The sequence below is a fragment of the Bradyrhizobium sp. MI1.11 genome (assembly GCF_055811255.1).
In genome coordinates, this window is sequence record NZ_JBVVPM010000077.1 from 1 (window position 1) to 21,337 (window position 21,337).

General features: G+C 64.7%; 24 protein-coding genes. 6 read left to right on the top strand and 18 right to left on the bottom strand.

Annotated elements, in window-relative coordinates; genetic code table 11:
* Positions 1-300: 300 nt before the first annotated feature.
* The 4 genes from AC0L30_RS38810 to mgtE form a co-directional block, all read right to left on the bottom strand.
* Complete coding sequence (locus AC0L30_RS38810; protein WP_007603222.1) at positions 301-1,311, bottom strand: hypothetical protein; 1,011 nt, start codon at positions 1,309-1,311, stop codon at positions 301-303.
* A 49-nt stretch (positions 1,312-1,360) separates the two neighbouring features.
* Positions 1,361-2,179 (bottom strand): aldo/keto reductase, encoded by an 819-nt coding sequence (locus AC0L30_RS38815; RefSeq protein ID WP_007603220.1) that lies wholly within the window; start codon positions 2,177-2,179, stop codon positions 1,361-1,363.
* A 172-nt stretch (positions 2,180-2,351) separates the two neighbouring features.
* Positions 2,352-2,699, bottom strand: coding sequence for a helix-turn-helix domain-containing protein (locus AC0L30_RS38820; protein WP_035994747.1), 348 nt, complete (start codon positions 2,697-2,699; stop codon positions 2,352-2,354).
* A gap of 163 nt (positions 2,700-2,862) precedes the next feature.
* On the bottom strand, positions 2,863-4,284 hold the full coding sequence (mgtE, locus tag AC0L30_RS38825) for a magnesium transporter (RefSeq protein ID WP_007603218.1): 1,422 nt from the start codon (positions 4,282-4,284) through the stop codon (positions 2,863-2,865).
* 116 nt (positions 4,285-4,400) lie between these two features.
* On the opposite strand from mgtE, the gene AC0L30_RS38830 reads away from it, so the two are divergent.
* Both AC0L30_RS38830 and AC0L30_RS38835 read left to right on the top strand, forming a co-directional pair.
* Positions 4,401-5,174, top strand: a complete 774-nt coding sequence (locus AC0L30_RS38830; RefSeq protein WP_473406465.1) for a polysaccharide deacetylase family protein — start codon at positions 4,401-4,403, stop codon at positions 5,172-5,174.
* A 191-nt stretch (positions 5,175-5,365) separates the two neighbouring features.
* Positions 5,366-6,685 (top strand): polysaccharide deacetylase family protein, encoded by a 1,320-nt coding sequence (locus AC0L30_RS38835; protein ID WP_473406466.1) that lies wholly within the window; start codon positions 5,366-5,368, stop codon positions 6,683-6,685.
* 3 nt (positions 6,686-6,688) lie between these two features.
* Here AC0L30_RS38835 and AC0L30_RS38840 read toward each other — a convergent pair whose 3' ends face one another.
* Positions 6,689-7,063: a hypothetical protein gene (locus tag AC0L30_RS38840; protein ID WP_007603215.1), complete on the bottom strand. Its 375-nt coding sequence runs from the start codon at positions 7,061-7,063 to the stop codon at positions 6,689-6,691.
* A 287-nt stretch (positions 7,064-7,350) separates the two neighbouring features.
* Here AC0L30_RS38840 and AC0L30_RS38845 point away from each other — a divergent pair, with 287 nt between their 5' ends.
* On the top strand, positions 7,351-7,608 hold the full coding sequence (locus AC0L30_RS38845) for a hypothetical protein (RefSeq protein WP_007603214.1): 258 nt from the start codon (positions 7,351-7,353) through the stop codon (positions 7,606-7,608).
* 21 nt (positions 7,609-7,629) lie between these two features.
* Here AC0L30_RS38845 and AC0L30_RS38850 read toward each other — a convergent pair whose 3' ends face one another.
* The 12 genes from AC0L30_RS38850 to AC0L30_RS38905 all read right to left on the bottom strand — a co-directional run bounded on the left by AC0L30_RS38850 (position 7,630) and on the right by AC0L30_RS38905 (position 17,763).
* The gene (locus AC0L30_RS38850; protein ID WP_007603213.1) at positions 7,630-7,818 is read right to left on the bottom strand and encodes a hypothetical protein; all 189 of its coding nucleotides are present in this window, start codon (positions 7,816-7,818) and stop codon (positions 7,630-7,632) included.
* A gap of 11 nt (positions 7,819-7,829) precedes the next feature.
* Positions 7,830-8,159, bottom strand: coding sequence for a four-helix bundle copper-binding protein (locus AC0L30_RS38855; protein ID WP_007603212.1), 330 nt, complete (start codon positions 8,157-8,159; stop codon positions 7,830-7,832).
* Between the two features lie 101 nt (positions 8,160-8,260).
* Entirely contained in the window at positions 8,261-9,205 is a 945-nt protein-coding gene (locus AC0L30_RS38860; protein WP_007603211.1) for a cation diffusion facilitator family transporter, read from the bottom strand.
* A gap of 18 nt (positions 9,206-9,223) precedes the next feature.
* On the bottom strand, positions 9,224-10,129 hold the full coding sequence (locus AC0L30_RS38865; RefSeq protein ID WP_007603210.1) for an NAD(P)/FAD-dependent oxidoreductase: 906 nt from the start codon (positions 10,127-10,129) through the stop codon (positions 9,224-9,226).
* On the bottom strand, positions 10,126-11,202 hold the full coding sequence (locus tag AC0L30_RS38870; RefSeq protein ID WP_007603209.1) for a flavodoxin family protein: 1,077 nt from the start codon (positions 11,200-11,202) through the stop codon (positions 10,126-10,128). Before AC0L30_RS38870 ends, AC0L30_RS38865 begins: the two co-directional genes overlap by 4 nt.
* 80 nt (positions 11,203-11,282) lie before the next feature.
* Positions 11,283-11,483: a hypothetical protein gene (locus AC0L30_RS38875; protein ID WP_007603207.1), complete on the bottom strand. Its 201-nt coding sequence runs from the start codon at positions 11,481-11,483 to the stop codon at positions 11,283-11,285.
* A 2-nt stretch (positions 11,484-11,485) separates the two neighbouring features.
* Positions 11,486-11,692 (bottom strand): hypothetical protein, encoded by a 207-nt coding sequence (locus tag AC0L30_RS38880; RefSeq protein WP_007603205.1) that lies wholly within the window; start codon positions 11,690-11,692, stop codon positions 11,486-11,488.
* Positions 11,693-12,050: 358 nt separating this feature from the next.
* On the bottom strand, positions 12,051-12,302 hold the full coding sequence (locus AC0L30_RS38885) for a hypothetical protein (RefSeq protein WP_245286057.1): 252 nt from the start codon (positions 12,300-12,302) through the stop codon (positions 12,051-12,053).
* Between the two features lie 96 nt (positions 12,303-12,398).
* Complete coding sequence (locus AC0L30_RS38890) at positions 12,399-13,145, bottom strand: Crp/Fnr family transcriptional regulator (RefSeq protein ID WP_007603201.1); 747 nt, start codon at positions 13,143-13,145, stop codon at positions 12,399-12,401.
* The gene (locus AC0L30_RS38895; protein WP_473406467.1) at positions 13,145-16,312 is read right to left on the bottom strand and encodes a CheR family methyltransferase; all 3,168 of its coding nucleotides are present in this window, start codon (positions 16,310-16,312) and stop codon (positions 13,145-13,147) included. The genes AC0L30_RS38890 and AC0L30_RS38895 overlap by 1 nt, the downstream gene beginning before the upstream one ends.
* A gap of 169 nt (positions 16,313-16,481) precedes the next feature.
* Complete coding sequence (locus tag AC0L30_RS38900; protein ID WP_007603196.1) at positions 16,482-16,748, bottom strand: hypothetical protein; 267 nt, start codon at positions 16,746-16,748, stop codon at positions 16,482-16,484.
* Between the two features lie 7 nt (positions 16,749-16,755).
* The gene (locus AC0L30_RS38905) at positions 16,756-17,763 is read right to left on the bottom strand and encodes a chemotaxis protein CheB (RefSeq protein WP_473255160.1); all 1,008 of its coding nucleotides are present in this window, start codon (positions 17,761-17,763) and stop codon (positions 16,756-16,758) included.
* Between the two features lie 85 nt (positions 17,764-17,848).
* Between AC0L30_RS38905 and AC0L30_RS38910 the strand changes: the two genes are divergently transcribed.
* Positions 17,849-18,253, top strand: coding sequence for a response regulator (locus AC0L30_RS38910; protein WP_473406468.1), 405 nt, complete (start codon positions 17,849-17,851; stop codon positions 18,251-18,253).
* A 346-nt stretch (positions 18,254-18,599) separates the two neighbouring features.
* Here the strand turns inward: AC0L30_RS38910 and AC0L30_RS38915 are convergent, their stop codons facing one another.
* Positions 18,600-19,382 carry an SDR family NAD(P)-dependent oxidoreductase gene (locus AC0L30_RS38915; RefSeq protein WP_473406469.1) on the bottom strand — a complete coding sequence of 261 codons (783 nt, stop codon included), beginning with the start codon at positions 19,380-19,382 and terminating at the stop codon, positions 18,600-18,602.
* A gap of 183 nt (positions 19,383-19,565) precedes the next feature.
* Between AC0L30_RS38915 and AC0L30_RS38920 the strand changes: the two genes are divergently transcribed.
* Both AC0L30_RS38920 and AC0L30_RS38925 read left to right on the top strand, forming a co-directional pair.
* Positions 19,566-20,741, top strand: a complete 1,176-nt coding sequence (locus tag AC0L30_RS38920) for a zinc-dependent alcohol dehydrogenase (protein WP_473406470.1) — start codon at positions 19,566-19,568, stop codon at positions 20,739-20,741.
* Between the two features lie 12 nt (positions 20,742-20,753).
* A complete protein-coding gene (locus tag AC0L30_RS38925) occupies positions 20,754-21,332 on the top strand; it encodes a hypothetical protein (protein WP_473406471.1) in 579 nt (192 codons plus the stop codon).
* Positions 21,333-21,337 lie beyond the last annotated feature (5 nt).

A 21,337-nucleotide genomic window follows, 5' to 3' on the forward strand; every position in this document is an offset into this window, starting at 1 on the left:
ACGCTGCCGCGTCCACCGCAAGCCCGGCTCGCAATCAAGACGACAACGAGATCGCCCCTCAAGGATGAGCCGGGATGCGCGACACATACGCCAAAACCGAATTTCGGTAAAGCGGAATATATTTGCGTGAGCGGATTGACAGAGGAGCGACACAGGCGCGGTCGCGTAGCCCGGATGGAGCGCAGCGTAATCCGGGAAGGTGCGAAACGCAGCGCGAGCGGCCCTGGATTGCGCGGAGCCTGTCATCGGGCGGCGCTTCGCGCCGACCCGTTGGCTCCATCCAGGCTACTTGACTACCTGCTATCCGCCGAAATCCCGCGGGCTGAACGGCAGGTCCATCACCTTCCATTCCCCGTATTTGTCGGCCGGCAGCATCTTGTAGGGCTGGCAGGCCTGAAGCGCGCTCATGGCGGACTTCACGAGCGCCACGCCCTTTGCGGATGGCGGCGCTTCGATCAGGATCGGCTCGCGCGCCAGCGTGCCGTCGGTCGCGAGCACGGTGCGCAGCTTGATGTTGACGGTGTCGGTCGGCGCGACCCCAGCCGGCAGCTTGGCGCAGCTTCGCAAGTGACGACGCAGCTCGGCGATGATTTCGGCCGGCAGCTTGGCCGCGATTGAATCCTTGGCATCGCCGCCATCGTCCTTGGGGGCGTCTTTCGACAGCTCCGTCGGCAATTCCGGCGGCAGGCCCAGCATGACGCCGTACTTGACGGTGACGTCGGGCTCCGGCGCCTGATAGGCCGGGGGCGGCGCGGCCTCTGGCTGCTGCATCGCTTGTGGCAGGAGCTGTGGCGCCGGGGGCTGAGGTGGCTGCGGAGTCGCCTGAGGCGGCGGCGACTGCGATGGCTGAGGCTGTGGCTGTTGAGGCTGCGGTTGCGTCTGCGCATTCGCCTCGCGCTGCTGCTGCGGCGTCTGTGAAGGCTGTGGCTGCGGCTGTTTCTGCTGCGGCGGTTCAGGCGAGGCCTGCTGCTTTGAGGCTTGCTGCTTCGAGGATTGTGCCGCGGCCTGCTGCTTCGCCTCGGGCTTTGGCGCGGTTGCCGCCTTGTCCTTGTCGGTGAAATCCAGTTTCGGTAGTTTCAGGTCAGGGATCGGCTCCGGCGGCTTCGCCTTGAGTTTTTCTTCGGCCTTCTCCTCGGCCTTGGCCTCCTCCTGCTTCACCTGCTCCGGCGTCACGATGCTGACGGAAACCGATTCGGGCGGGTTGGCGTGAAACGGATGGACTTCGCTGATCACGATGATCAGCGCGACCAGCGTCAGATGGGCGATCGCCGACGCTGCAATGTCCGTCCGTATGATCTTCCGCAGTTCCATCGCCTGACTTCAGGTTGCCAAGCTGGTCCTAGCATACGGCAGCCCCCTCTCAATCCCATTTTGGCGCGAAGCCGAAATCGGTCAGGCGGCCCCTGGGACTGGCCAGCGCAGCGATCTGGGCCATCTCGTCATCCGAAAGCTCGAAATCGAAGATCTCGATGTTTTCCGACAGGCGTTCGACGCGCGAGGTGCGCGGGATCGCAGCGACATTCTGTTGCACCAGCCAGCGCAGGCAGACCTGCGCCGGCGTCTTGTGATGCAGACGTCCGATCTCGGCGAGCGTCTGGTCGGTCTTGATCCGCCCCCTGGCGATCGGGCTGTAGGCGACCAGCGCGAGCCCGTGCTGATCGCAGGCCGCCCTCACCTTCGCCTGGTCGAGATAAGGGTGGTATTCGACCTGGTTGCAGGCCAGCGGCTCCGGCGACAACGCCACCGCCTGCTCGATCAGCGCGACAGTGAAATTGGAGACGCCGATGTGGCGGGTCAGGCCCATGCGCTTGGCATGCGACAGCGCGCCCAGCGTCTCCTCCAGCGGCACGTGCGAATTGGGCCAGTGCAGCAGCAAGAGATCGACAGAGGGAAGCCGCATGCGCACCAGACTCTCCTTGACCGAGCGTTCGAGATCGTGGGGCGCGAAATGGTTGGTCCAGACCTTCGTCGTCAGGAAGATGTCGTCGCGGCGCACGCCGGAGGCGCGCAAGCCGTCGCCGACCTCGCGCTCATTGTCGTAGACCTGTGCGGTATCGATGTGGCGATAGCCGAGCCGCAGTGCCTGCTCGACCACACGCGCGCACATGCGCCCGCTCAGCTCCCAGGTTCCCAGCCCGATGGCCGGTATTCTTGCGCCATTGGTCTCGACGAACAGCATGAGGAATCCTCTCTGTCGCGGTCGCCCCAAATCATGATCCAGGCGTCACTATGAACCCGGCTGGCAACGCTGCCAACGGGCGGCACCGACCGCCGGGCCGGATCTTGCGCGCAATGCTAACGGGAGGTTCGCGCCAGACCTTGACGCCAAGCCTCGACGACAGGCCTTCAGCTCAGGCTTTGGCGAGCGCCTGGAACACGGTCTCGGGCGCATGCGCGATCACGGCGAGCAGCGCGCGGGCGGGTCCCCGCGGGGCGCGCTTGCCCTGCTCCCAGTTGCGGATGGTCTCGACGGGAACGCCGAGTTTAGCCGCGAACTCCATCTGGGTCAGGCAGGCGCGGCGACGCAAATCGCGCACGGCGAGCGAGCTGGCTTCGGCCGGCGCTGCGCTGGCCGCAGGCTGGATTGGCAAGGGCTGGATCGGAAAGGGCTGGATTGGAAACGGCTGGACCGGAAACTCCTGCCCATCCCGCAACTCGACGATCCGTCCGTCCGCCTTCAGCCGCACACGCATGCTCATTCCCCCAAGCGGGAACGATGATGCGGCAGCTCGCTTAAGTTCGGATTAAAGATGATGGCCAGTAGCCCGGATGGAGCGCAGCGCGATCCGGGGCATCTCTCGAGCCGACGCAGCGGCCCTGGATTACGCTTCGCTCCATCCAGGCTACGGATTTCAACAGCTCCTACCTCAGCCCGAACCATAAGGTCGCGATGCCGAGGAAGGAGAAGAAGCCGACGACGTCGGTGACCGTTGTCACGAACGTGCCTGACGCCACCGCCGGATCGGCTCGCACACGTTCGAGCGCCATCGGGATCAGGATGCCTCCGAGCGCGCCGGCGAAGAGGTTCACGATGATGGCGAGCCCGATGACCATGCCGAGGCCCGGGATCCTGAACCAGGCCACCGCCGCGATTCCCGTGATCACGGCAAAGGCGAGACCGTTGACGAGGCCGACCAGGCCCTCGCGCACCACCACGCGCCAGGCATTGGAGGAGCCGAGCTCGCGCGTCGCCAGCGCCCGCACCGCGACCGTCATGGTCTGGGTCGCGGCATTGCCGCCCTGGCTCGCGACGATCGGCGCCAGCACGGCGAGCGCTACCATCTTCTCGAGCTGCCCCTCGAACAGGCCGAGCACGGAGGACGCCAAGAAGGCGGTGGCGAGATTGACCAGCAGCCAGTTGAACCGTGCGCGTGCAATGGTGAACACGGTGTCGGACAGCTCTTCGTCGCTGTTGACGCCGCCGAGCGCCTTGAGGTCCTCGTCCGCCTCTTCCTCGATGACGTCGACGACGTCGTCGACGGTGATGACGCCGACGAGGCGGTCCTGGGTGTCGAGCACCGGGGCTGCGACGAGATTGTACTTGCCGAACATGCGCGCCACCTCCTCCTGGTCCTCCAGGACGGAGACGCGGCGGCGATCCTCGTCGGTCAGCTCGGCAAGCGCCACCGGGCGGCGGGCGCGCAGCAGCACGTCGAGCGAGACCGCGCCCTGCCAATGCTGCTCCTTGTCGACGACGTAGATCTCGTAGAAGCGGTCAGGCAAATCCGGCGTCTCGCGCATGTAGTCGATCGCCTGCCCCACGGTAAAATCCTGGGGCACGGCGATGAACTCGGTCTGCATCCGGCGGCCGGCGGAGTTTTCCGGATAAAGCAGGCTGCGCTCGAGCACGACGCGCTCCTTGAGCGGCAGCTTCTCGAGGATCTCCTCCTGATCGGCCTGATCGAGCGTTTCCAGCAGCTCGACCGCGTCGTCGGATTCGAGCTCGAGCACACCTTCCGCGACCGTCTGCGGCGGCAGTTCCTCGAGGATCTCCTCGCGCACGCCCTCGTCGAGCTCGTTCAGCGCGGAGAAGTCGAAATCGCGCCCCGTCAGTTCGACCAGGCGGACCCGATCGTCAGGCTCGAGAGCCCCGATGAGATCGCCGAGATCGGCCTCGTGCAGTTCGGCAACGCAGGCGCGCAGCGCGGCGCTGTCGCCGGCCTCGATCGCATGGGCAATTTCCGCGACGAATTCGTGACGAATCTCGCCGTCTTCATTGCGCATCGGCACGTGGTCGAGTACCGATTCCGCAGCAGACGCGGCACCGTCCAGATGTTCATCCATGGCGCGCCTCGCCGTTCGACAGGTTGAAACGAGTGGTCTGAGCTGACGGTTCAGGCAATACCCACAAGGCAACTCTGAGCGCAATGACAAAGATGCTTCGATTGAGGTGGACCTCGATGTCGGCAGGCGCAGCGCTCGCCGCCCTCGCCGGCACCGCCTCGACTGAAGCCGCCGAGTGCCCGCGCAAGGACGCGCTCGGCACCTCCCGCATTCTGAGCGTCGACGCCAAGACCACGCCGCGCGTGGGCTTGAAGAGCTTTCCGCAGACGTTGCCGCTCGCCGATCACGAGGTCGTGCTGACCTTCGACGACGGACCGCATCCGCCGACGACGTCGAAGGTATTGGCGGCACTGGCGCAGGAATGCGTGCGCGCGACTTTCTTCCTGATCGGCCTGCACGCCTCCGAACACCCCGACATGGTCAAGCGCATCGCCCGCGAGGGCCATAGCATCGGTCACCACACTTTCTCGCATCCGTTCATGGCGCGGATCCCGTTCGACAAGGCGAAGAGCGAGATCGATCGCGGCATTGCCGCCGTCGAGCTGGCTCTGCACGGCACCTCGACAACGACGCCCGCGACCCCGTTCTTCCGCTTCCCCTATTTCGAAGCCACGCAAGCCGAGCTCGACCTATTCCAGTCCCGCGGCATCGTGGTGTTCGGGGCTGACCTGTGGGCCAGCGACTGGAACGAAATGACGCCGGAGCAGGAATTGAAGCTCGTCACCGAGCGCCTCGCCGCCGCCGGCAAGGGTATCATCCTGTTCCACGATCCCAAGGCGCGCACGGCCGCGATCATGCCGGCCTTCCTGCGGTATCTGAGGGAGAACGGGTATCGGGTGGTTCACATCGTGCCGGCGGGCACATCACAGAAGAGCGCCGACGCCCGTTGATGCCGGAATGTCACGCCGGCGCAAAATGGGGTGATTTTGGCCCTATTAACAGTCTGTTCATGCTACGCCATGCAAGTATCAAGGGGACTTGTCGCGGCAGAGTCCTGGGTAGCGGTTCCTTGCGCCTGAACCGTTTGCAGATGTCTCCGACCTACTATGGCGGCAATCGCGTAAGAGGGCAGACCGGGTTCATGATCGGAAGTAGCGTTGTTGCTCGGACGCGATCGTGGATCGTCCTTTGCCTTGGCGGATTCCTAGGCGGATTTTTGGGTGTCCTGACCATCGGCTCGCCGGCCATTGCGGCCGACTGCCCCGGCCGTCCGGACGCACTCGGCACGTCTCGCACTCTCGTGGTCGATCCGCACGAGCATCCCCGCATCGGCACCATGCAGTACCGCGAGACGCTGCCGCTGAAGGATCATGAAGTCGTCCTGACCTTCGACGACGGTCCGTTGCCGAAATATTCCAACCAGGTGCTGCAGATCCTCGCCGACGAGTGCATCAAGGCGACCTTCTTCATCATCGGCGAACAGGCCAAGGCGAACCCGGAAGGCGTGCGCAAGCTGGTCGCCGCGGGCCATACCGTCGGCACCCACAGCATGACGCATCCGCTCACAATGGACCGGATGCCGCTCGACAAGGCCGAGGCGCAAATCAATGGCGGCATCGAGTGGACATCGGCCGCAATGACCGATCCGTCCAAGCTCGCGCCGTTCTTCCGCATTCCCGGCCTGATGCGCGCCGACGGCGTCGAGAACCTTCTGATCTCGCGCGGCATCCAGGTCTGGAGCGCCGATTTCCCGGCCGACGACTGGCGCCATGTGTCCTCCGATCGCGTCTATCAGCTCGCGATCCAGCGGCTCGAGGCCAAGGGCAAGGGCATCCTGCTGCTGCATGACATCCAGGCCCGCACGGTGGCGGCCCTGCCGAAGATCATCCGCGACCTCAAGGCGCGCGGCTATCGCATCGTGCACGTGGTGCCCGCGACCGCCGAGCAGCCAGCGACGCCGACAACGCCGGTGGAATGGCTGCTGCATCCGCCGACCGAGACCACACCGATCGCGCGCTGGCCCGCCGTGCCGAACTTCGTGTTCGCGCAGACCAAGACGCTTCCGGCGCCCTCGCTGGCCGACCTCAACGCGCAGACCGCGCATCAGCCGCTGCTGCCGCGCAAGACCATGGCGCTCGCCGATGTCGCCGCCACCCTGCCCGTGCCCGCCCGCGATCTCTTTGCGATCCCCGAGGGCTCTGTCGAGGTGCTGCTGTCGACGACGTTGTCGCGGCGCGTCGCGACGCGCCTGGCAATGGCGGCCGAGACGCCCCGTGCGGCCAAGGGCAAAGCCGGCAAGGCGCGCGCTGCCCGCACCGCGCGCGCTGCTCATGGCACACCGAAGCATGCCGCAGAGACCGAGGGCACTGCCCCCAAGGGCACTGCGCCCAAGAGCGCCGCGCCAAAGAGCACTGCGCCGCGCCCGACCCGTGTGGCGAGCCTGAAGAAGCGCGCGCAGTAGAGCCTACTGTCGCATGATGTTGGCGACGCAGAGCAACACGATCAGCGCCAGGAAGAACAGGTCCATATAGGACTTGACCTCGCCGTCGCGCCGCAGCCGGGCGACGTCAACCACGACCTGCCTGCGCGCGTTCGTTCCGCCCGCGCCGTCATTGATCGGGCCCTGCAGCCGCTTGGTCTCGGCCTCCAGCCGCTCGATCTTCTGGTAGAAGTAGAAGGCCCGCAGCGTCGAAGCTGCGCGCATGCCGGTATAGATCAGCACCAGGATCGCGATGATCGCCCGGTTCTGGTATTTCTCCATTAAATTCAGGCTGAAATAGACCATCGCCATGAATGCGAAGTTGGTCACGAAGCGGTAGACGAAGCTTAGAAAGACCATGCGGGCTCAAGCCTTGAAGGGTAGTGCAACCGGACCGTGTTGCGAATGCGGGGATCAGGGGGCCAGACCGGAATAGCCGGCCCGAATGCCATGCAGGCCGGTCTACGCCAACTTTTTTTCACCAAAGATACTATTGCCCCGGCAATGCCGCCTTTTAGCCACGCCCGGCCATAATGCAAGCCGCAGGACGGCCGCCGGGCCCTCCGCGTGCCTGCTGGCTGCAACGGCTCCATGGAGATTTGGCGGAAGTCCCGATAGACTGGCGCCGCCACATATGGGGTCTGCCGATGCCGAAGAAGGGAATCACCGGCCACGACGACTGGGTTCTGACCGAGGCGCTGGCGACCGCGCTGGTCGCGCTGGAGCAGCTCGACACCAAGCACCAGCCGAGCGCGCATATGGACGACATCCGCAAGATGCTCTCGAACGGCAAGGAGCCGGCGGCGGTGAGCCTGCATCTCGCCCAGGCCAAATGCCGGCTGTTTCCCGACCTCGATCCGCTGGAGATCTACCGGGAATACGGCATCGGCGAGGAATATGGCTGAGGGCGCCGTTGACGGCCGGACTTAAGGCCCGCCGGCGACCGATCCCGCGATCACCATGACCAGCGCGGCCAAGTCGATCTTTCCGTTGACGATCAGCTCCTCCGAGGCTTTCGCATCGTCCGCGCGTTCGACCTTCAGCAATTGCGGCCGGTTGGCCGCCTGCCGCTGCAGCTCCTCGACGATGGCATCCGTGAGTTTCTCTTCCAGCATGGGCTTCGTCCTCAGGCCGCCATCGCACGACAGGATTGCGCGCAGGAGCGGCACATGGCGACGCACTCGTCCATGCCGCCGACCCGCTCGCAATCCTCGGCGCATTCGCTACAGATTTCCGCGCATTCGCCGCACGTATGCCGGTGATGCGGCGTGTTGATCAGCATGAAATGCGCCGCCGTCCGGCACATTTCGGCGCACGCCATCATCAGGCGGAAATGCTTGGGCTCGACGTGCTTGCCGCCGGTCTGGAGGCAATGGTTCATCGCGGTGCCGAGGCAGGTCTGGTAGCAGCTCATGCAGAGCGCGATGCAGCGCGTCATGTCTTCGGATTGAGCCATCCGGTTTCTCCAGTGCTCGCCCCCTGCCCCGGTCAACCAGGGGGATGTTGTGATCGTTCCTTCCGTCGTGCCGATTGTGACGCCCAGGGAACCTCGCAAAACTAGCCGTAGCGCCTCGCGCGCACCGCCCGGTAGCGAGCATCGGTCTGCGGCTTGATGAACAGCGCCGCCACGCTTGGATGGCGTTTGCGTATCTCGGTCTCTATCGCGACGACGCATCGCTCGATGTCGTCGGCGCGCTTGTCATCCGCAAATTCGATGCTGAGGGCCGCAACGACCTCGACCGGCGACAGCTGCACCGTCAGAAGGCCGTTGGCCCTGAGCACGCCGGGCGAACGCCTTGCGATGTCGAGGACCGATCGCGCAAGCTCCGGATCGGCAGGCTCGCCGATCAGCAGGCTCTTGCTCTCGCGCGCGAGACCGATCGACACGATCGCCAGCAATATCCCGATCAGGATCGAACCGATCCCGTCCCAGACCGGCTGGCTCAGCACTACGGCGGCCGCAGTGGCCGCCGCAGCAATGGCGATGCCGACCAGCGCCGCGCTGTCCTCGAGCAGCACCATGAATGCCGGAGGATCCTTGCTGCGAACGAAGGCCTGATAATATCCGAACCGCTGGCCGTCGGAGCCGAAGCGCCGCAGGGCAACCAGCCAGGAGCCGCCTTCAAACAGGAACGACAGCCCAAGCACCACGAAGCTGACGATCGGACTTTCGATCGGCTCGGGTGCGGCGACATGCAGAATGCCCTGATACAGCGAGACACCGGCGCCCAGCGCGAAGATCAGCAGCGCAACGATGAAGCTCCAGAAATACAGCTCGCGCCCATAGCCGAGCGGATGGGATTCGTCGGGCGAACGGCTCGCGCGCCGGTAGCCGTAGAGCAGCAGGATCTCGTTGGTGGTGTCGACGAGCGAATGCACCGCCTCGCTCGTCATGGCCGAACTTCCCGTCCACGCGGCGGCGCCGATCTTCGTGACCGCGACCAGGACATTGCCGAAGAGCGCCGCATAGACCGCGGTCTTCGAGGATGATTCTGTTGCCAATGTCCGATACCCCGCTCCTCATGCCAGCCGCCGCGGCAGGCTGTGGTGGATCGTGCAGGCGGCGACCGCGGCGTGGCCGAACGCGACCGAGATCTGGTGCAGGTCGGTGACGACGTCGCCGATGCCGTAGAGCCCGTCGACCGAGCTGCGCTGATGATCGTCGACTTTCAGGTAACCCTCCCCGGTATGTTGGGCCCCCAGATTCATCGCGAGATGCGAGCGCACCTCCGCACCCATCACCGGGTAGACCATCTCGAATTGCGCCGTCCGGCCGTTGGCGAAGACGGCTTCGACGCCGTGGTCTCTCCGCCTCAGGCGCAGGCCGGGCGCGACGACGATCTCGACACCCGATTCATTCAGCTCCGGTGCCGCGGCCTTCCCGTCATCCTCGCCCGTTGCCAGCAACGTCACGTCGCGCGAGTAGCCGCGCATGAAGAGCGCCTTGCCGGCGGCACGGTGAAGCGGACCGACGATGCCGATGCGACGGCCGATCGCCTCGTAGGCGTCGCAAACGGGGCAGTAGCGCAACAGCCCGTCTGCGACCGCCGCGCGCCATTCGTCGAACGGCGGATGGGCGTCGACGATGCCGCTGGCAAGGATGACGGTAGCAGCCGTATCCGCGCCGCCGTTCCAGATCGCCTGAAAACCCTGGTCGTCTCGCCGCAAGGCGGTGACTTCGGCGGCCACCCGCGTGACCGCGAGCTCGCCCAGTTGCGCGGACATGCGCGCGAGCAGGTCGGTGCCGGACAGGCCGTGGACGAAGCCCGGCACATTGTGACTGCGCGGGATCAGCGCCGCCCGGCTCGCGCCCGCGTCCACGACACAGACGCGGCGCCGAAATCGCGCGAGATAGATCGCGGCCATCAGCCCGGCGGGGCCGCCGCCGACGATCAGGCAATCATACGGCTGATCATTCGCCGTCATTTGGGGTTTGGATCCGACAGGCCCGCACCGGGCGCGCGAAGCTGTCCGCTCCGCGCCAGCCGGACCGCATTACCGAGCGCGCGCGCGACGTTCTTCACCTCCGTCTGGAATGCCCTGTCGTCATCGAGGTCGCGGTGCGAGGTGGCGTATGGCTCCATGTAGCCGACATAGCCATCGAGCTCGGCGAAGCGGCCCGCCGAGATCAGCTGCATGTCGGTCAACCAATCCGACAAAGCGCGGCGCACGCCCTCGGCACCGACCGCATCGCCGTGAACGACGAGGCCAAAATGACGGCCGGCGAGATGGCGCGGATAAGACCAGCCTTTCAGCTCCAGCGCCTTGGCTTCGGCAGCCTTCTTGCCGTGGGTCGAGGTCGGATCGGGATTGCCGCCGTCGGCGCAGACCATGCGATCCATCATCGCCTTGAGCCCGGCGGGCACGTGATACCAGTTCACCGGGGTCACGATCAGGATGCCGTGGGCCGCGACCCAGAGCGGATAGATATCATTCATCCAGTCGTCGGTCTGCCCCAGCGAATAGTTCGGATAACAGCTGCACGGCCAGTGGCAGAGCGGCATCGCGGTTCCGACGCAGGATTTGCAGGGATGGATCGTCTTGCCGAACTCCGAAGCCAGGCGCGATAGATCGAGGACGTCGACGGCAAGCCCAAGCTCGGCAAAGACCGGCTCGGCGAGCTCGACCAGACGCCAGGTCTTGGACATCTCGCCGGGACAGGTGTGCTCGCTTCGGGCCGAGCCGTTGATGATGAGGATGCGCGGCGTCTCGTCCGCGTCGTCATGGCGTCGCTGCGCCGCCAGGATCTTCGCGCGCGCATCGAGCCAGTCGACGGCGATGTCGTAATCGGGATCGGAGAATCCTGCGCCCGCCTTTCGCGTCAGCGGGGCCTTGCGTGAATTGCTGTAGGCATCCCAGGCCGCGCCGACGATGGCGTCGAGCTCGCGCTGGAGCGGTGCAAAGGCGGGATCGACGAACCGGCTCCGGTAGCGGCGCTCGAAGGCCTCGCGCGAGAGCTTGACGGGCGGCATCCCCTTGCGAATGTCGGCTTCCGTCATGCTGGCTCCTCGCGAGGTCGGTACAGTCCGACCAACCCGGGGCGCAGCGCGCGGTTCCTTCTCGCTCTCCTCTCGTCGCCCTACTGGCGGACAACTTCCGGCGGCACATCGAACTGCGCGATGCGCTGGTCCAGCCGCCACAGTTCGATGCGGTGCACCAGCACGAGCGAGGCGGCCTCGCGCTTGGCCTGCTCATCATTGTCGCAGACCAGGTTGATGCATCCAAACACATGCCCGTCCGGATCGATCTGGAACGCGCGGTAGTGCTTGATGCTCCGCATCGTCACCCTCCCCGTCTCGGGTATACGGGTTCGCTCAGCCAGTCCGTCAGGTTGGAGGTCACCTCGTTCTGCTTGGCGCGCCGAAGCAGCATGTCACGCTCCTTGCCGGGCGGCAGGCTGCGCGCGCGCTCGCGAGCGGCTTCGGCGAATGCCACCAACCGCTCCTGGAGCGATTGGGTCTGTTTCCTGCGGTTGCGTTTCGCGGTCATTGTACTTTCACAAAGCCCTTCAGATGGAAGGAATTGGGAGGAATTGGCCCCGGCGGGAGGTCGGCGCCGGGGCCAGAGTTTCGTGCCGGTCGGGGCGGCCCAGCCCGGCAGCGTTCACAGCTTCGGCCGCAACCGCAGGTTCCGGCATTTCAATAAGTTAACGGTGCGTGATTTTGCCGATGCGAAACGAAACGGCGAAGCATCACCCGGTCGCGGCCATTCGCAGCAAGGCGCAGCGCGAAGGCATTTCGCTCAAGCCCGTCAACCGCTCGCCTTACAACAGGCGATCCAAAGCAGCGAAGCGGCGCTGAGCGAGGCACCCATCCCGGCGCATGCTAGCGTTTGATGTCGTCGGCTCCTATTCCGACGGCACGCGGTGTCTGAGATCCTGCTGTTCCCGGTTGTCGCGAAGGGCCTTGAGCTCCGAGCGCAACATCGCGCTTTCCATCACCACCCGGCGCACCTCGCGCGTGGCGTCATCAAGCTGATCCGCGACCGCTCTGCGCTGCGCCCGGAGGGCGCGGCTCGCTTCGATCGCGCGCTCAGCGCGGGCAAGCAGGACGTCGTTCATCGAACGACGATAGAAGATTCGGGATGAAACCGCCTTCACGTAAGTTACGTCAATTACTCAAAACCAGCCATCCGCTCAAAAAACATCCGCGAACGCTAACCTGGATCAAGTATCTCGGAACAGCCGAGAAGACGCTTAGGCCCGTCGATAGAGTTGCAAATAGCTCGGCGAGAACAGCGCCGCGTCCTTGAGCGCATCGAGGTCGGTGATGGTCAGCGTGCGATCGCGCAGCACGATCAGGCCGGAGGCACGCAGCTCCTGAACCGTGCGGTTGAGATGGACCACCGACAGGCCGGTGGCGTCCGCAAGATCCATCTGCGTCACCGGCATCACGCAGGAATTGCCCTCGACCATCCCGACAGGACGCAGCCGCTCGATGATCTCGCAGAACAGATGGGCCACGCGTTCAAAGGCCACCCGGCGGCCGAGATTGATGGCCCATTCGCGCTGGATCGCGTTGTTGACGAGCGTCTCGCACCAGAATGCTTCCGCCAGCGCGCGGTCGGCAGCCACGAGACCTTCGAACCGCGCGCGCTTGATTTCGGTGTAGACGACCGGCGTCATCGCCGCGATGGAATGATCCATCACCGACAACAGGAACGCGTGCGCGTCGCAACTTTCGCCGGGAAAGAGAAAATTGACAATTTGGCGCCGGCCGTCCTCCAGCGTCTTGTAGCGGCAGAGCCAGCCCGACAGCACGAGGCGCACGCTGTCGACCGGATCGCCCTCCGAGATCAGATCCTCGCCCGCCCCTGCACGCTGGATTCCTTCGAGCATTGCGTATTCGAGCGAGGTGCGGGCCTCCATCGACAACGGCCTCAGCACGTTTAGCCGGCGAATGACCGGGTCCACCTGGCTGCGATCGAGCGTCGACAAGGGCATCAGCTGGCCACCGCCGGTGTATGAAACGCCCGCTTGCTGAGGGGCATGGTGATCGTGCATTCCAGTCCCCTCGGATTGAATGCCAACCTGGTCTGCCCCTTGAACTCGAACGCGAGTGTGCGCTCCAGAAGCTCGGCCCCAAATCCTTTGTGCGGCGGCGGCGCAACCGGCGGCCCACCGCGCTCCCGCCACTCGAACACCAGCTCCGCCGGGTCGGTGCCCTGCTCGAGGCGCCAGGAAATCTCGATGCGACCAGTCGGCCGGCTCAGGGCGCCGTATTTGAGCGCGTTGGTCGCCAATTCGTGAATGGCAAGGGCAAAGGTTTCCGCGGCCTTCGACTGAAAACGCACCGTGGGGCCGCTGACCCGTACCTGCTCACCTTCCCTGGCATTATAGGCCAGCAGCTCCTCGACGGCGAGGTATTCGAGGTCTACGCCGCCCTCGGGATCGCGGGTCACCAGCGCCTGGGTTCGGGCGAATGCGTTGAGCCGGCCATCGAGATGGGACGCAAACTCCTCGACCGTCGAACTGCTATCGGCCGTGCGACGGGCGATCGAGCGCACCACGCCCAGCGTGTTGCGGACCCGATGCTGGAGCTCGGCCAGCAGCAGGCGCTGCCGCTCCTCGGCGCGGGTAATCGCGGTGACGTCGACAAACGTGATCACGACCCCCGCGATGAAATTGTCGATGCTGCGATAGGGCAGGATGCGCACGATGTAGCGCGTGCCGGTGTCCGGATCCCTGAGCTCGCGCTCGGCGGTGGCAAGCGTCCGCAGCACGCCGCGAATGTCGTCATAGAGCTCCTCGATCGGGATGCGCGCCTTGATGTGCGCGATGGGGCGCCCGGTGTCGGTCTCGACCAGATGCAGAACCTGCGTGATCGCCGGCGTGAAGTTCATCACGCGCAAATCGTTATCGAGGAACACGGTGGCAATCTGCGTGCTCTCCAGGAAATTCTCGAGGTCGCTGGTGGCGCGCGTCAATTCCTGGACGCGGTGAGCCAGCTCGCCGTTCACGGTGGTCAGTTCCTCATTGACCGACTGCAATTCCTCGCGTGAAGTTTCGAGCTCTTCGTTTGCCGACTGAAGCTCTTCATTGAGCGACTGGTATTCCTCGTTCGAGGACTTCAGCTCCTCGTTGGTGCTTTCGAGCTCTTCGATGGTTGCCTGAAGGCGCTCCCGCGTCGCCCGCAGCTCGCCTTCGATACGCTCGACATGCTCGGTCTGCACCAACGCATTGGGCTTGCCTTCGTCGGCACCGATGGCGCGCACCGGGCCGTCCTTGAACAGGACGACGAAATTGCGATCGCCGCTGCCGCCCTCTTGGATCGGCTCCACCGTGATGTCGACGGGAATGTGCTGGCCGTTGGCGCCGAGCTGAACCTGCTCGGCATGGGCGGGCTCGTTCGTCTCCGACGCGCGGCTGAGCACCGCGCGCAGGTCCAGGCGGAGATCGCGATGGACGAGTTGGAGCAGATCGAGCGTGGCGGCGCCTGCCGTCGGCTCGATGTAGCGTCCGGTGCGCCCGGAAAAGTGCAGGACCTGAAAGTTGCTGTCGGCGATGACATAGGCGGGCGCATAGCGCTCCGCGATCCGCTGCGCGCGACGCTCCAGCCCGATATCAGGGCGGAAGGAGCGCGCCGGCGCTATCTCGAGGTTTGCCCTCCCCGCGGCGGTCGTGATCGGAAATTCCGGCGGCAGCCGGGTTCCGGTCTCGAGCTTCTTGAAGATGCGGGCGCGGCGGTCGACCGGTACGAACAGTTTTGGATGCCGCGTCACGTTCTCGGAATTGCCGAGGAACAGGAACCGATCCGGCAGAAGCGCGAAGTGGAATAGCGGGATCACCCGGTTCTGCAATTCGGCATTCAGATAGATCAGCAGGTTGCGGCAGGAGACGAGATCGAGCTTCGAGAACGGTGCGTCCTTGATGACGTTGTGCTGCGAGAAGATGCACATCTCGCGCAGCTCCTTGACCACGCAATAGGTATCACCCTCGCGCACGAACCAGCGCGCCAGGCGCTCGCCGGTCATCTCCGCTTCGATCTTGGTGCGATAGCGGCCGACGCGCGCAGCCGCCAGCGCCCGTCCGTCGATGTCGGTCGCGAAGATCTGAACCTGCGGTGGCGAGTCCATTTTGGCCATGTACTCGCGCAGGAGGATAGCGATCGAATAGGCCTCCTCCCCGGTGGCACAGCCGAGCACCCAGACGCGAACCTGCTGGCTCGCGTTCTTGCCTTCGAAGAGCCTCGGGACGATCTGGCTCTCCAGCACCTCGAATTCGCGGTTGTCGCGGAAGAATTCGGTGACGCCGATCAAGAGGTCGTTGAAGAGGTGCTGCGCCTCGTCCTGGTCGTTGCGCAGGAAATCGACATAAGCGGAAATGTCGCCGATCTGGACCACCTGCATCCGCCGCTGCACGCGACGCAGGAAGGTGTTCTGCTTGTAGCCGTGGAAATCATTGCCGGTCTTGCTGCGCAGGATGTCGGCGATGCGCGACAGCGAGGTCGCCGCAGCGGCGAGCACCTCGTCGAACCCCTGCTTCTCCTCCAGCCGGCGCAGATGACGGGCATAGACCTGGATGTGCTCGGCGATGTCTTCGGCGGTCAGCACGTAGTCGGCGATCGCGGCCGGCGTATCGGCGTCCTTCAGATGATCCGCCTCGTCGCTCGCGCCTTTTTCGGCGATGGCAAGGCCACCGTGGTCCTTCAGTGTCGCGGTACCCAGCGTGCCATCGCCGCCGATGCCGGACAGGATCACGCCGATCGATTGCTCGGCGCGTTCTTCCGCCAACGACACCAGGAAGCTGTCGATCGTGGCCCGCTCGCCGGGCGCCTGCTCGGCCGGGCGGACGCCGAAGCGACCGCCGTGGATCGTCGTGATCATCGCGGGCGGGCACAGATAAATCGTGCCACCCTCGATGGTCTGGTCGTTGCCGACGTCGGAAATCTTGCCACCGTGGGAATTTCGCACGATCTGGCGCAGCCGCGGCTCGTCGAGGGCCTCATGATGCTGGAACGCGAGCACGACGGCCTGGTCGGCGCTTACGGTCAGCCTGGAAAAGAACCGCTCGACACTATCCAGAGCTGTCGGCGCGGCGCCCACCCCGATGATCAGCGGAGACCTGGTCTGGCGCTCTCTTTCGACCGGCTGGTCGCCGATTTCATGCATGGTCTCGATAGCCTCATTCAGTGACGGGAACCAGAGGACGCCCGCTCGCCGGAAATAGCAGAATTGATATTATCCCAACAGGTGCAAGGCGGAAACGTCACGCTGCGTTCCGTACAGCGAGCATTGGGTGTTCGGCATTGAACTTGGGCGGCCTGCCAACGCCCCCGGATCACTCCGGGCCGACTTGCTGCCGAAGATAGGCAATCCGCTGCTCGATCAGGACACGATGGCGCAGCCATTCCGTCAAGGTCTGCTTCAGCGCCTCGACCAACCGTTCCGCCTGGTCCGCGTCGTGGCCGCCGGCACTGAGTTCGCGGATGCGCGCCTCCTGATCGAGGATGCGCTGCGAACCCTCCTCGATATCCCGATCGGCCTTGATCAGATGGCGGCGCTCGGTATCGAGCTGCTCGGTCCATTCGGCGAGGGAAATGGTCATGGCGACCTCAAGCCTCCCGCTTGCGAGCCGGAGGATCGAGCGACTTTAGCACGACCCTCCGGATCATGTCGGCATATTCGCGATATTCGGCAGCCCGCGCCTGGTACATCTCGGCAACCGCAGGCCGGCCGTTGCGCCGTCCGTCCAAGGCCATGCGCTGCACCAACTCAGCCCGCTCCTCAATGATGCGCAGTGCGACCCGCAGGGCTTCATCCACTTGCCCCTCCTGCTCTTTTGCGAGGATGTCGGCGGCGAAGGCGTGACCGACCTGGCAACGGAAGCGCATCGGGTGCGATTCCTTGATCTCGGACAGCACGCCTCCGCAGGCCGGACAGGTCAGTGCAACCGGATCAGCCACCGAGAGGAGCTTGTCACTGCCGATCCGTTCGCCCGCCGCGATCTCGACCTCGAGCCGGATCTCGGGCGGGATCGGCAGCGCGGCACCCGCAACCTCCCTGGCGAGATCGGACAGAACGTCGCCCATGCCGGCGCCAGGGACGCAAAGATCGATGATGGTCGCCTCCAGGGCGCTTCTTGGCATTTCATCGGCGATGGCGTCCGAGGGGTCCTGAACCACCGAGATTCCGCCGCAACGCTTGATGGCGTTGAGACCGGCCGCACCGTCGGACAACAGGCCGCTGAGGAGCACACCGATCACGCGCGGGCCGTAGTTGATGGCGGCCGAGCGGAACAGGGCGTCGATGGCCGGCCGGACCATGTTCTCGCGCGGACCGCGCCCGAGGAACACGCGATCCTCGGACAGCAGCAGATGATGGTCAGGTGCGGCCAGATAGACCTGGCCGGGCTCGATCTTCATGCCGTTTTCGGCCTGCCGGACCGGCAGCGGGCCAGCGCTGCTGGCGACCGTCGAGAGAATGCCGATGCCCTGCGCCGGGATGTGCAGCACGATGAACACCGCTGCGGGCAGATCGGGCGGAAGGCGCCCGAGGATCTGCTTCAGCGGCGCGGTCGCGCCGGCCGAGCCACCTATGACGATGATGTCGCGGTTGCTCATGGAACCCGCTTTCGGTTGTAACGTTGTACCAAGGCGGCTCACCGCCCTATGTTCCTACCGACCGCAAAGGAAGGCACGAGGCGCCATGGCGAGATCGCCCACGTCATCAGCTCCGCTGTCGCCGCTCAGCGGCCGCCGGATCTTCATTGTCGAGGACGAATATTTTCTCGCCGATGACATTGGCCGGGCATGTCGCGCGCTCGGCGCGGACGTCGCGGGCCCGGTGGGCGATCTCAACGACGCACTCGGGATCCTGCGCGACGGCATCGTCCTGGATGCCGCCGTGCTCGACGTGAATATCCGCAGCGAGATGATCTTCCCGGTCGCGCGCGAACTGAAGGCAAGGAACGTACCCTTCCTCTTCACGACCGGATACGACAAGGTCACGATCAGTCCGGAATTCCACGACGTCCCGATCCTGGAGAAACCAATCGATCTGCCTGCGATGGCACAGCGGCTGGCGGCGCTGATCGCCGAAACGCACGGTTGAGCCGAAGGCGGTCAGAACAAATGCGCGAAAGCGAGCCAGGCGGTCACCGCCAGGCACAGAAGCACCGCAGCATAGGGCAACGCGATCCGCAAATCAGCAGCCCTCCCGGCCATCAGCCCATCATCATCCAGACGATCGCCGCCATCATCACCAGAAAGCCCGTGATTGCCGTTGCGACAAAGGCCTGTTCGACGCGATCCATCGGCATCGCAGCCCCCTTTTTCCAGCCGAACCAGTCTGAGGGCTCGGGGAGCTTTGCGCATTAGGCTATGTGAATCGGCGTGCTCCTTTGTGTCTGTCTGCGGGATCGGCCGCACCGCCCAGCAGAGATTGCGAGAGCCTCGTTCTACGACTTCGCCGTGCCCGGCTCCGCCATCTTGCGATGTTGCTTGGCCAACATCTCGTTCGGCGTGACGTTGGCGATTGTGGTCTGGATCTTGTTCTTCATTCCCGTCACGATGTCGGACTCGCCGCGCAACATGGCGTCGAAGCCGGCCTTCGCGACGTCGTAGGCACTATCCTTCTGCTCGGTGCCGACCTTGGTGTCCGTCATGTCGGCGCGGCGGAAGAACTCCGTTTCGGTGGCGCCCGGCATCAGACAGGTAACGGTGACGCCGCTGTCGCGCAGCTCCTCCCGGAGCGCGAAAGAGAATGAATCGAGAAACGCCTTGCTGGCGTTGTAGACCGCCTGAAAACTGCCCGGCGTGAATCCGGCAACCGAGCCGGTGATCAGGATACGGCCCGAATTGCGGCGGAGCATCTCGTTGCCGGCGCGATGGATCAGATACAGCGTGCCGGTGATGTTGGTGTCGACGACGTGCTTGATCCTGGCAAAATCCTGATCGAGGAATGCCTTGCCGAGGCCGACGCCGGCATTGGCCAGCAGCGCGTCGATCGGCCGGTCGCCGACCGCGGCGCAGAGCTTGTCGACGCCGTCGGTGGTAGCGAGATCGGCCTCGACTGGCTCGACGCTGGCGCCGAGCCTGCGGAGATCGACGGCCACCCTCTCGATCTCGGGCTCATCCGCCGCGATGACAAGGTTGAAACCTGCCTGGGCACAGCATCTTGCGAGTTCCAGGCCGATGCCGGTGGAGGCGCCGGTGACGACGGCAAGTTGATTGGCGGGCATGAGCGTATCCTTCTCGTATTCTCGCGATGACGTTGATGACGCTCCAATAGCTGCAACCGCCTCTCGTTCCTATCCAGGCCAACCCTCACCCACACGATGTGCGGTGCGAAGATTTTCCACGTGCAATAGCAACCATCGTTCGTTGTTCGACTTGGATGCCTCGTAGCTCGCGGGAGGACAGAGATGAAGGCGCTGGTTTGGCACGGCAAGGAAGACATTCGCTGCGACACCGTCACCGATCCTGAGATTCAGGATCCGCGTGATGCCATCATCAAAGTCACGAGCTGCGCCATCTGCGGCTCGGACCTGCACCTCTTTCACAATTACATTCCGGGCATGCTGCCCGGCGACATCATGGGCCACGAGACCATGGGCGAAGTGGTCGAGGTCGGCTCCGGCGTCGACGGCAAGCTGAAGAAGGGCGACCGCATCGTCGTGCCCTTCACGATCATTTGCGGCGAATGCGACCAGTGCAAGCGCGGCAATTTCTCAGTCTGCGAAACCACCAATCGCAAGCGCCATCTGGCGGACAAGGCGTTCGGACACACGACGGCCGGCCTGTTCGGCTACACGCATTTGACCGGCGGTTATCCCGGTGGCCAGGCCGAATATCTGCGCGTGCCGTTTGCCGACGCCACCCATATCAAGGTGCCCGACGGTATTCCCGACGAGCAATTGCTGTTTCTCAGCGACATCTTCCCGACCGGCTGGCAGGCCGCCGCGCAATGCGACATCGAGCCGACCGATACGGTCGCGATCTGGGGCTGCGGGCCCGTGGGTCAGATGGCGATCCGCAGCGCCATTTTGCTCGGCGCCAACCAGGTGATCGCGATCGACTGCCTGCCCGAGCGGCTCAGCATGGCGGAAGCCGGCGGCGCCACCACCATCAACTTCGAAACCGAAAGTGTCCTGGAACGGCTCGAGGAGCTCACCGACGGCAGAGGCCCCGAGAAATGTATCGATTGCGTCGGGATGGAGTCGCATGTGATGGCCTCCCTGCCCGACACGCTGCTCGATCGCGCCAAGCAGATGGTCATGGTGGAGAGCGACCGGCCGCATGTGCTGCGCGAGATGATCTATGTCTGCCGCCCCGGCGGCATCATTTCGGTGCCGGGCGTGTACAGCGGATTCTCCGACATGCTTCCGATGGGCGCCTTCATGAACAAGGGCCTGCAGATGCGCACCGGCCAAACCCACGTCAACCGCTGGACCGACGACCTGCTCCGCCGCATCGAGGAAGGCGAGATCGATCCGTCCTTCGTCATCACCCACACCGTCCCGCTTAGCCAAGGCCCCGAGATGTATCAGGTGTTTCGCGACAAGCGCGACTCCTGCGTCAAGGTCGTGCTGAAGCCCTGAGGAGCAAGGCCCATGTTTCATTTCTCCAACATCGTGCGTACCAAGGGTGACCCAAAGATTCTCGCGGGTGGCCCTAGCCTGAAGCGGCCCGAAGACCAGCTCGCGCGTGCGCTCGGCTGGTTCAGCATTGGTCTCGGCGTTGTCGAATTCTTCGCGCCGCGGCGGGTCACCGAGACGCTGGGCATGGAAGGTAGCGAGACGCTGGTCCGTGCCTTCGGCGTGCGCGAGATCCTGGCCGGGATCACGACGCTCTCGGTCGAGAAGAACGCCGGCCTGTGGGCCCGCGTCGGCGGCGACGGCCTCGATGCCGCCGCGCTGCTCTCGGGGCTGACCGCGGACAATCCCAAAAAGGGCAATATCGCGCTGGCGCTGCTGATGGTCGGCGGCATCGCGATGCTCGATTACCGCGCCGCGCAGGACACCAAGCCGCGACGGCCGCCGCGCGACGCACGGCGCAAGCTGTATCCGAACCGCAGCGGCTTTCCCAAGGGCATCGAGAGCGCCAGAACCGCGGCCAAGCAGATCGCAGCGCACGCCACGACGGGACGGGACGGACCTGAGGACGCACGACGAGGTGATGCAAGACAGTGATGCAA

Bases quoted from the DNA above. Each gene is read 5' to 3' on its own strand.
- AC0L30_RS38810 (WP_007603222.1), bottom strand. From the start codon at position 1,311: ATGGAACTGCGGAAGATCATACGGACGGACATTGCAGCGTCGGCGATC.
- AC0L30_RS38815 (WP_007603220.1), bottom strand. From the start codon at position 2,179: ATGCTGTTCGTCGAGACCAATGGCGCAAGAATACCGGCCATCGGGCTG.
- AC0L30_RS38820 (WP_035994747.1), bottom strand. From the start codon at position 2,699: ATGAGCATGCGTGTGCGGCTGAAGGCGGACGGACGGATCGTCGAGTTG.
- mgtE (WP_007603218.1), bottom strand. From the start codon at position 4,284: ATGGATGAACATCTGGACGGTGCCGCGTCTGCTGCGGAATCGGTACTC.
- AC0L30_RS38830 (WP_473406465.1), top strand. From the start codon at position 4,401: ATGTCGGCAGGCGCAGCGCTCGCCGCCCTCGCCGGCACCGCCTCGACT.
- AC0L30_RS38835 (WP_473406466.1), top strand. From the start codon at position 5,366: ATGATCGGAAGTAGCGTTGTTGCTCGGACGCGATCGTGGATCGTCCTT.
- AC0L30_RS38840 (WP_007603215.1), bottom strand. From the start codon at position 7,063: ATGGTCTTTCTAAGCTTCGTCTACCGCTTCGTGACCAACTTCGCATTC.
- AC0L30_RS38845 (WP_007603214.1), top strand. From the start codon at position 7,351: ATGCCGAAGAAGGGAATCACCGGCCACGACGACTGGGTTCTGACCGAG.
- AC0L30_RS38850 (WP_007603213.1), bottom strand. From the start codon at position 7,818: ATGCTGGAAGAGAAACTCACGGATGCCATCGTCGAGGAGCTGCAGCGG.
- AC0L30_RS38855 (WP_007603212.1), bottom strand. From the start codon at position 8,159: ATGGCTCAATCCGAAGACATGACGCGCTGCATCGCGCTCTGCATGAGC.
- AC0L30_RS38865 (WP_007603210.1), bottom strand. From the start codon at position 10,129: ATGACGGCGAATGATCAGCCGTATGATTGCCTGATCGTCGGCGGCGGC.
- AC0L30_RS38870 (WP_007603209.1), bottom strand. From the start codon at position 11,202: ATGACGGAAGCCGACATTCGCAAGGGGATGCCGCCCGTCAAGCTCTCG.
- AC0L30_RS38875 (WP_007603207.1), bottom strand. From the start codon at position 11,483: ATGCGGAGCATCAAGCACTACCGCGCGTTCCAGATCGATCCGGACGGG.
- AC0L30_RS38880 (WP_007603205.1), bottom strand. From the start codon at position 11,692: ATGACCGCGAAACGCAACCGCAGGAAACAGACCCAATCGCTCCAGGAG.
- AC0L30_RS38890 (WP_007603201.1), bottom strand. From the start codon at position 13,145: ATGCCCTTGTCGACGCTCGATCGCAGCCAGGTGGACCCGGTCATTCGC.
- AC0L30_RS38895 (WP_473406467.1), bottom strand. From the start codon at position 16,312: ATGCATGAAATCGGCGACCAGCCGGTCGAAAGAGAGCGCCAGACCAGG.
- AC0L30_RS38900 (WP_007603196.1), bottom strand. From the start codon at position 16,748: ATGACCATTTCCCTCGCCGAATGGACCGAGCAGCTCGATACCGAGCGC.
- AC0L30_RS38905 (WP_473255160.1), bottom strand. From the start codon at position 17,763: ATGAGCAACCGCGACATCATCGTCATAGGTGGCTCGGCCGGCGCGACC.
- AC0L30_RS38910 (WP_473406468.1), top strand. From the start codon at position 17,849: ATGGCGAGATCGCCCACGTCATCAGCTCCGCTGTCGCCGCTCAGCGGC.
- AC0L30_RS38915 (WP_473406469.1), bottom strand. From the start codon at position 19,382: ATGCCCGCCAATCAACTTGCCGTCGTCACCGGCGCCTCCACCGGCATC.
- AC0L30_RS38920 (WP_473406470.1), top strand. From the start codon at position 19,566: ATGAAGGCGCTGGTTTGGCACGGCAAGGAAGACATTCGCTGCGACACC.
- AC0L30_RS38925 (WP_473406471.1), top strand. From the start codon at position 20,754: ATGTTTCATTTCTCCAACATCGTGCGTACCAAGGGTGACCCAAAGATT.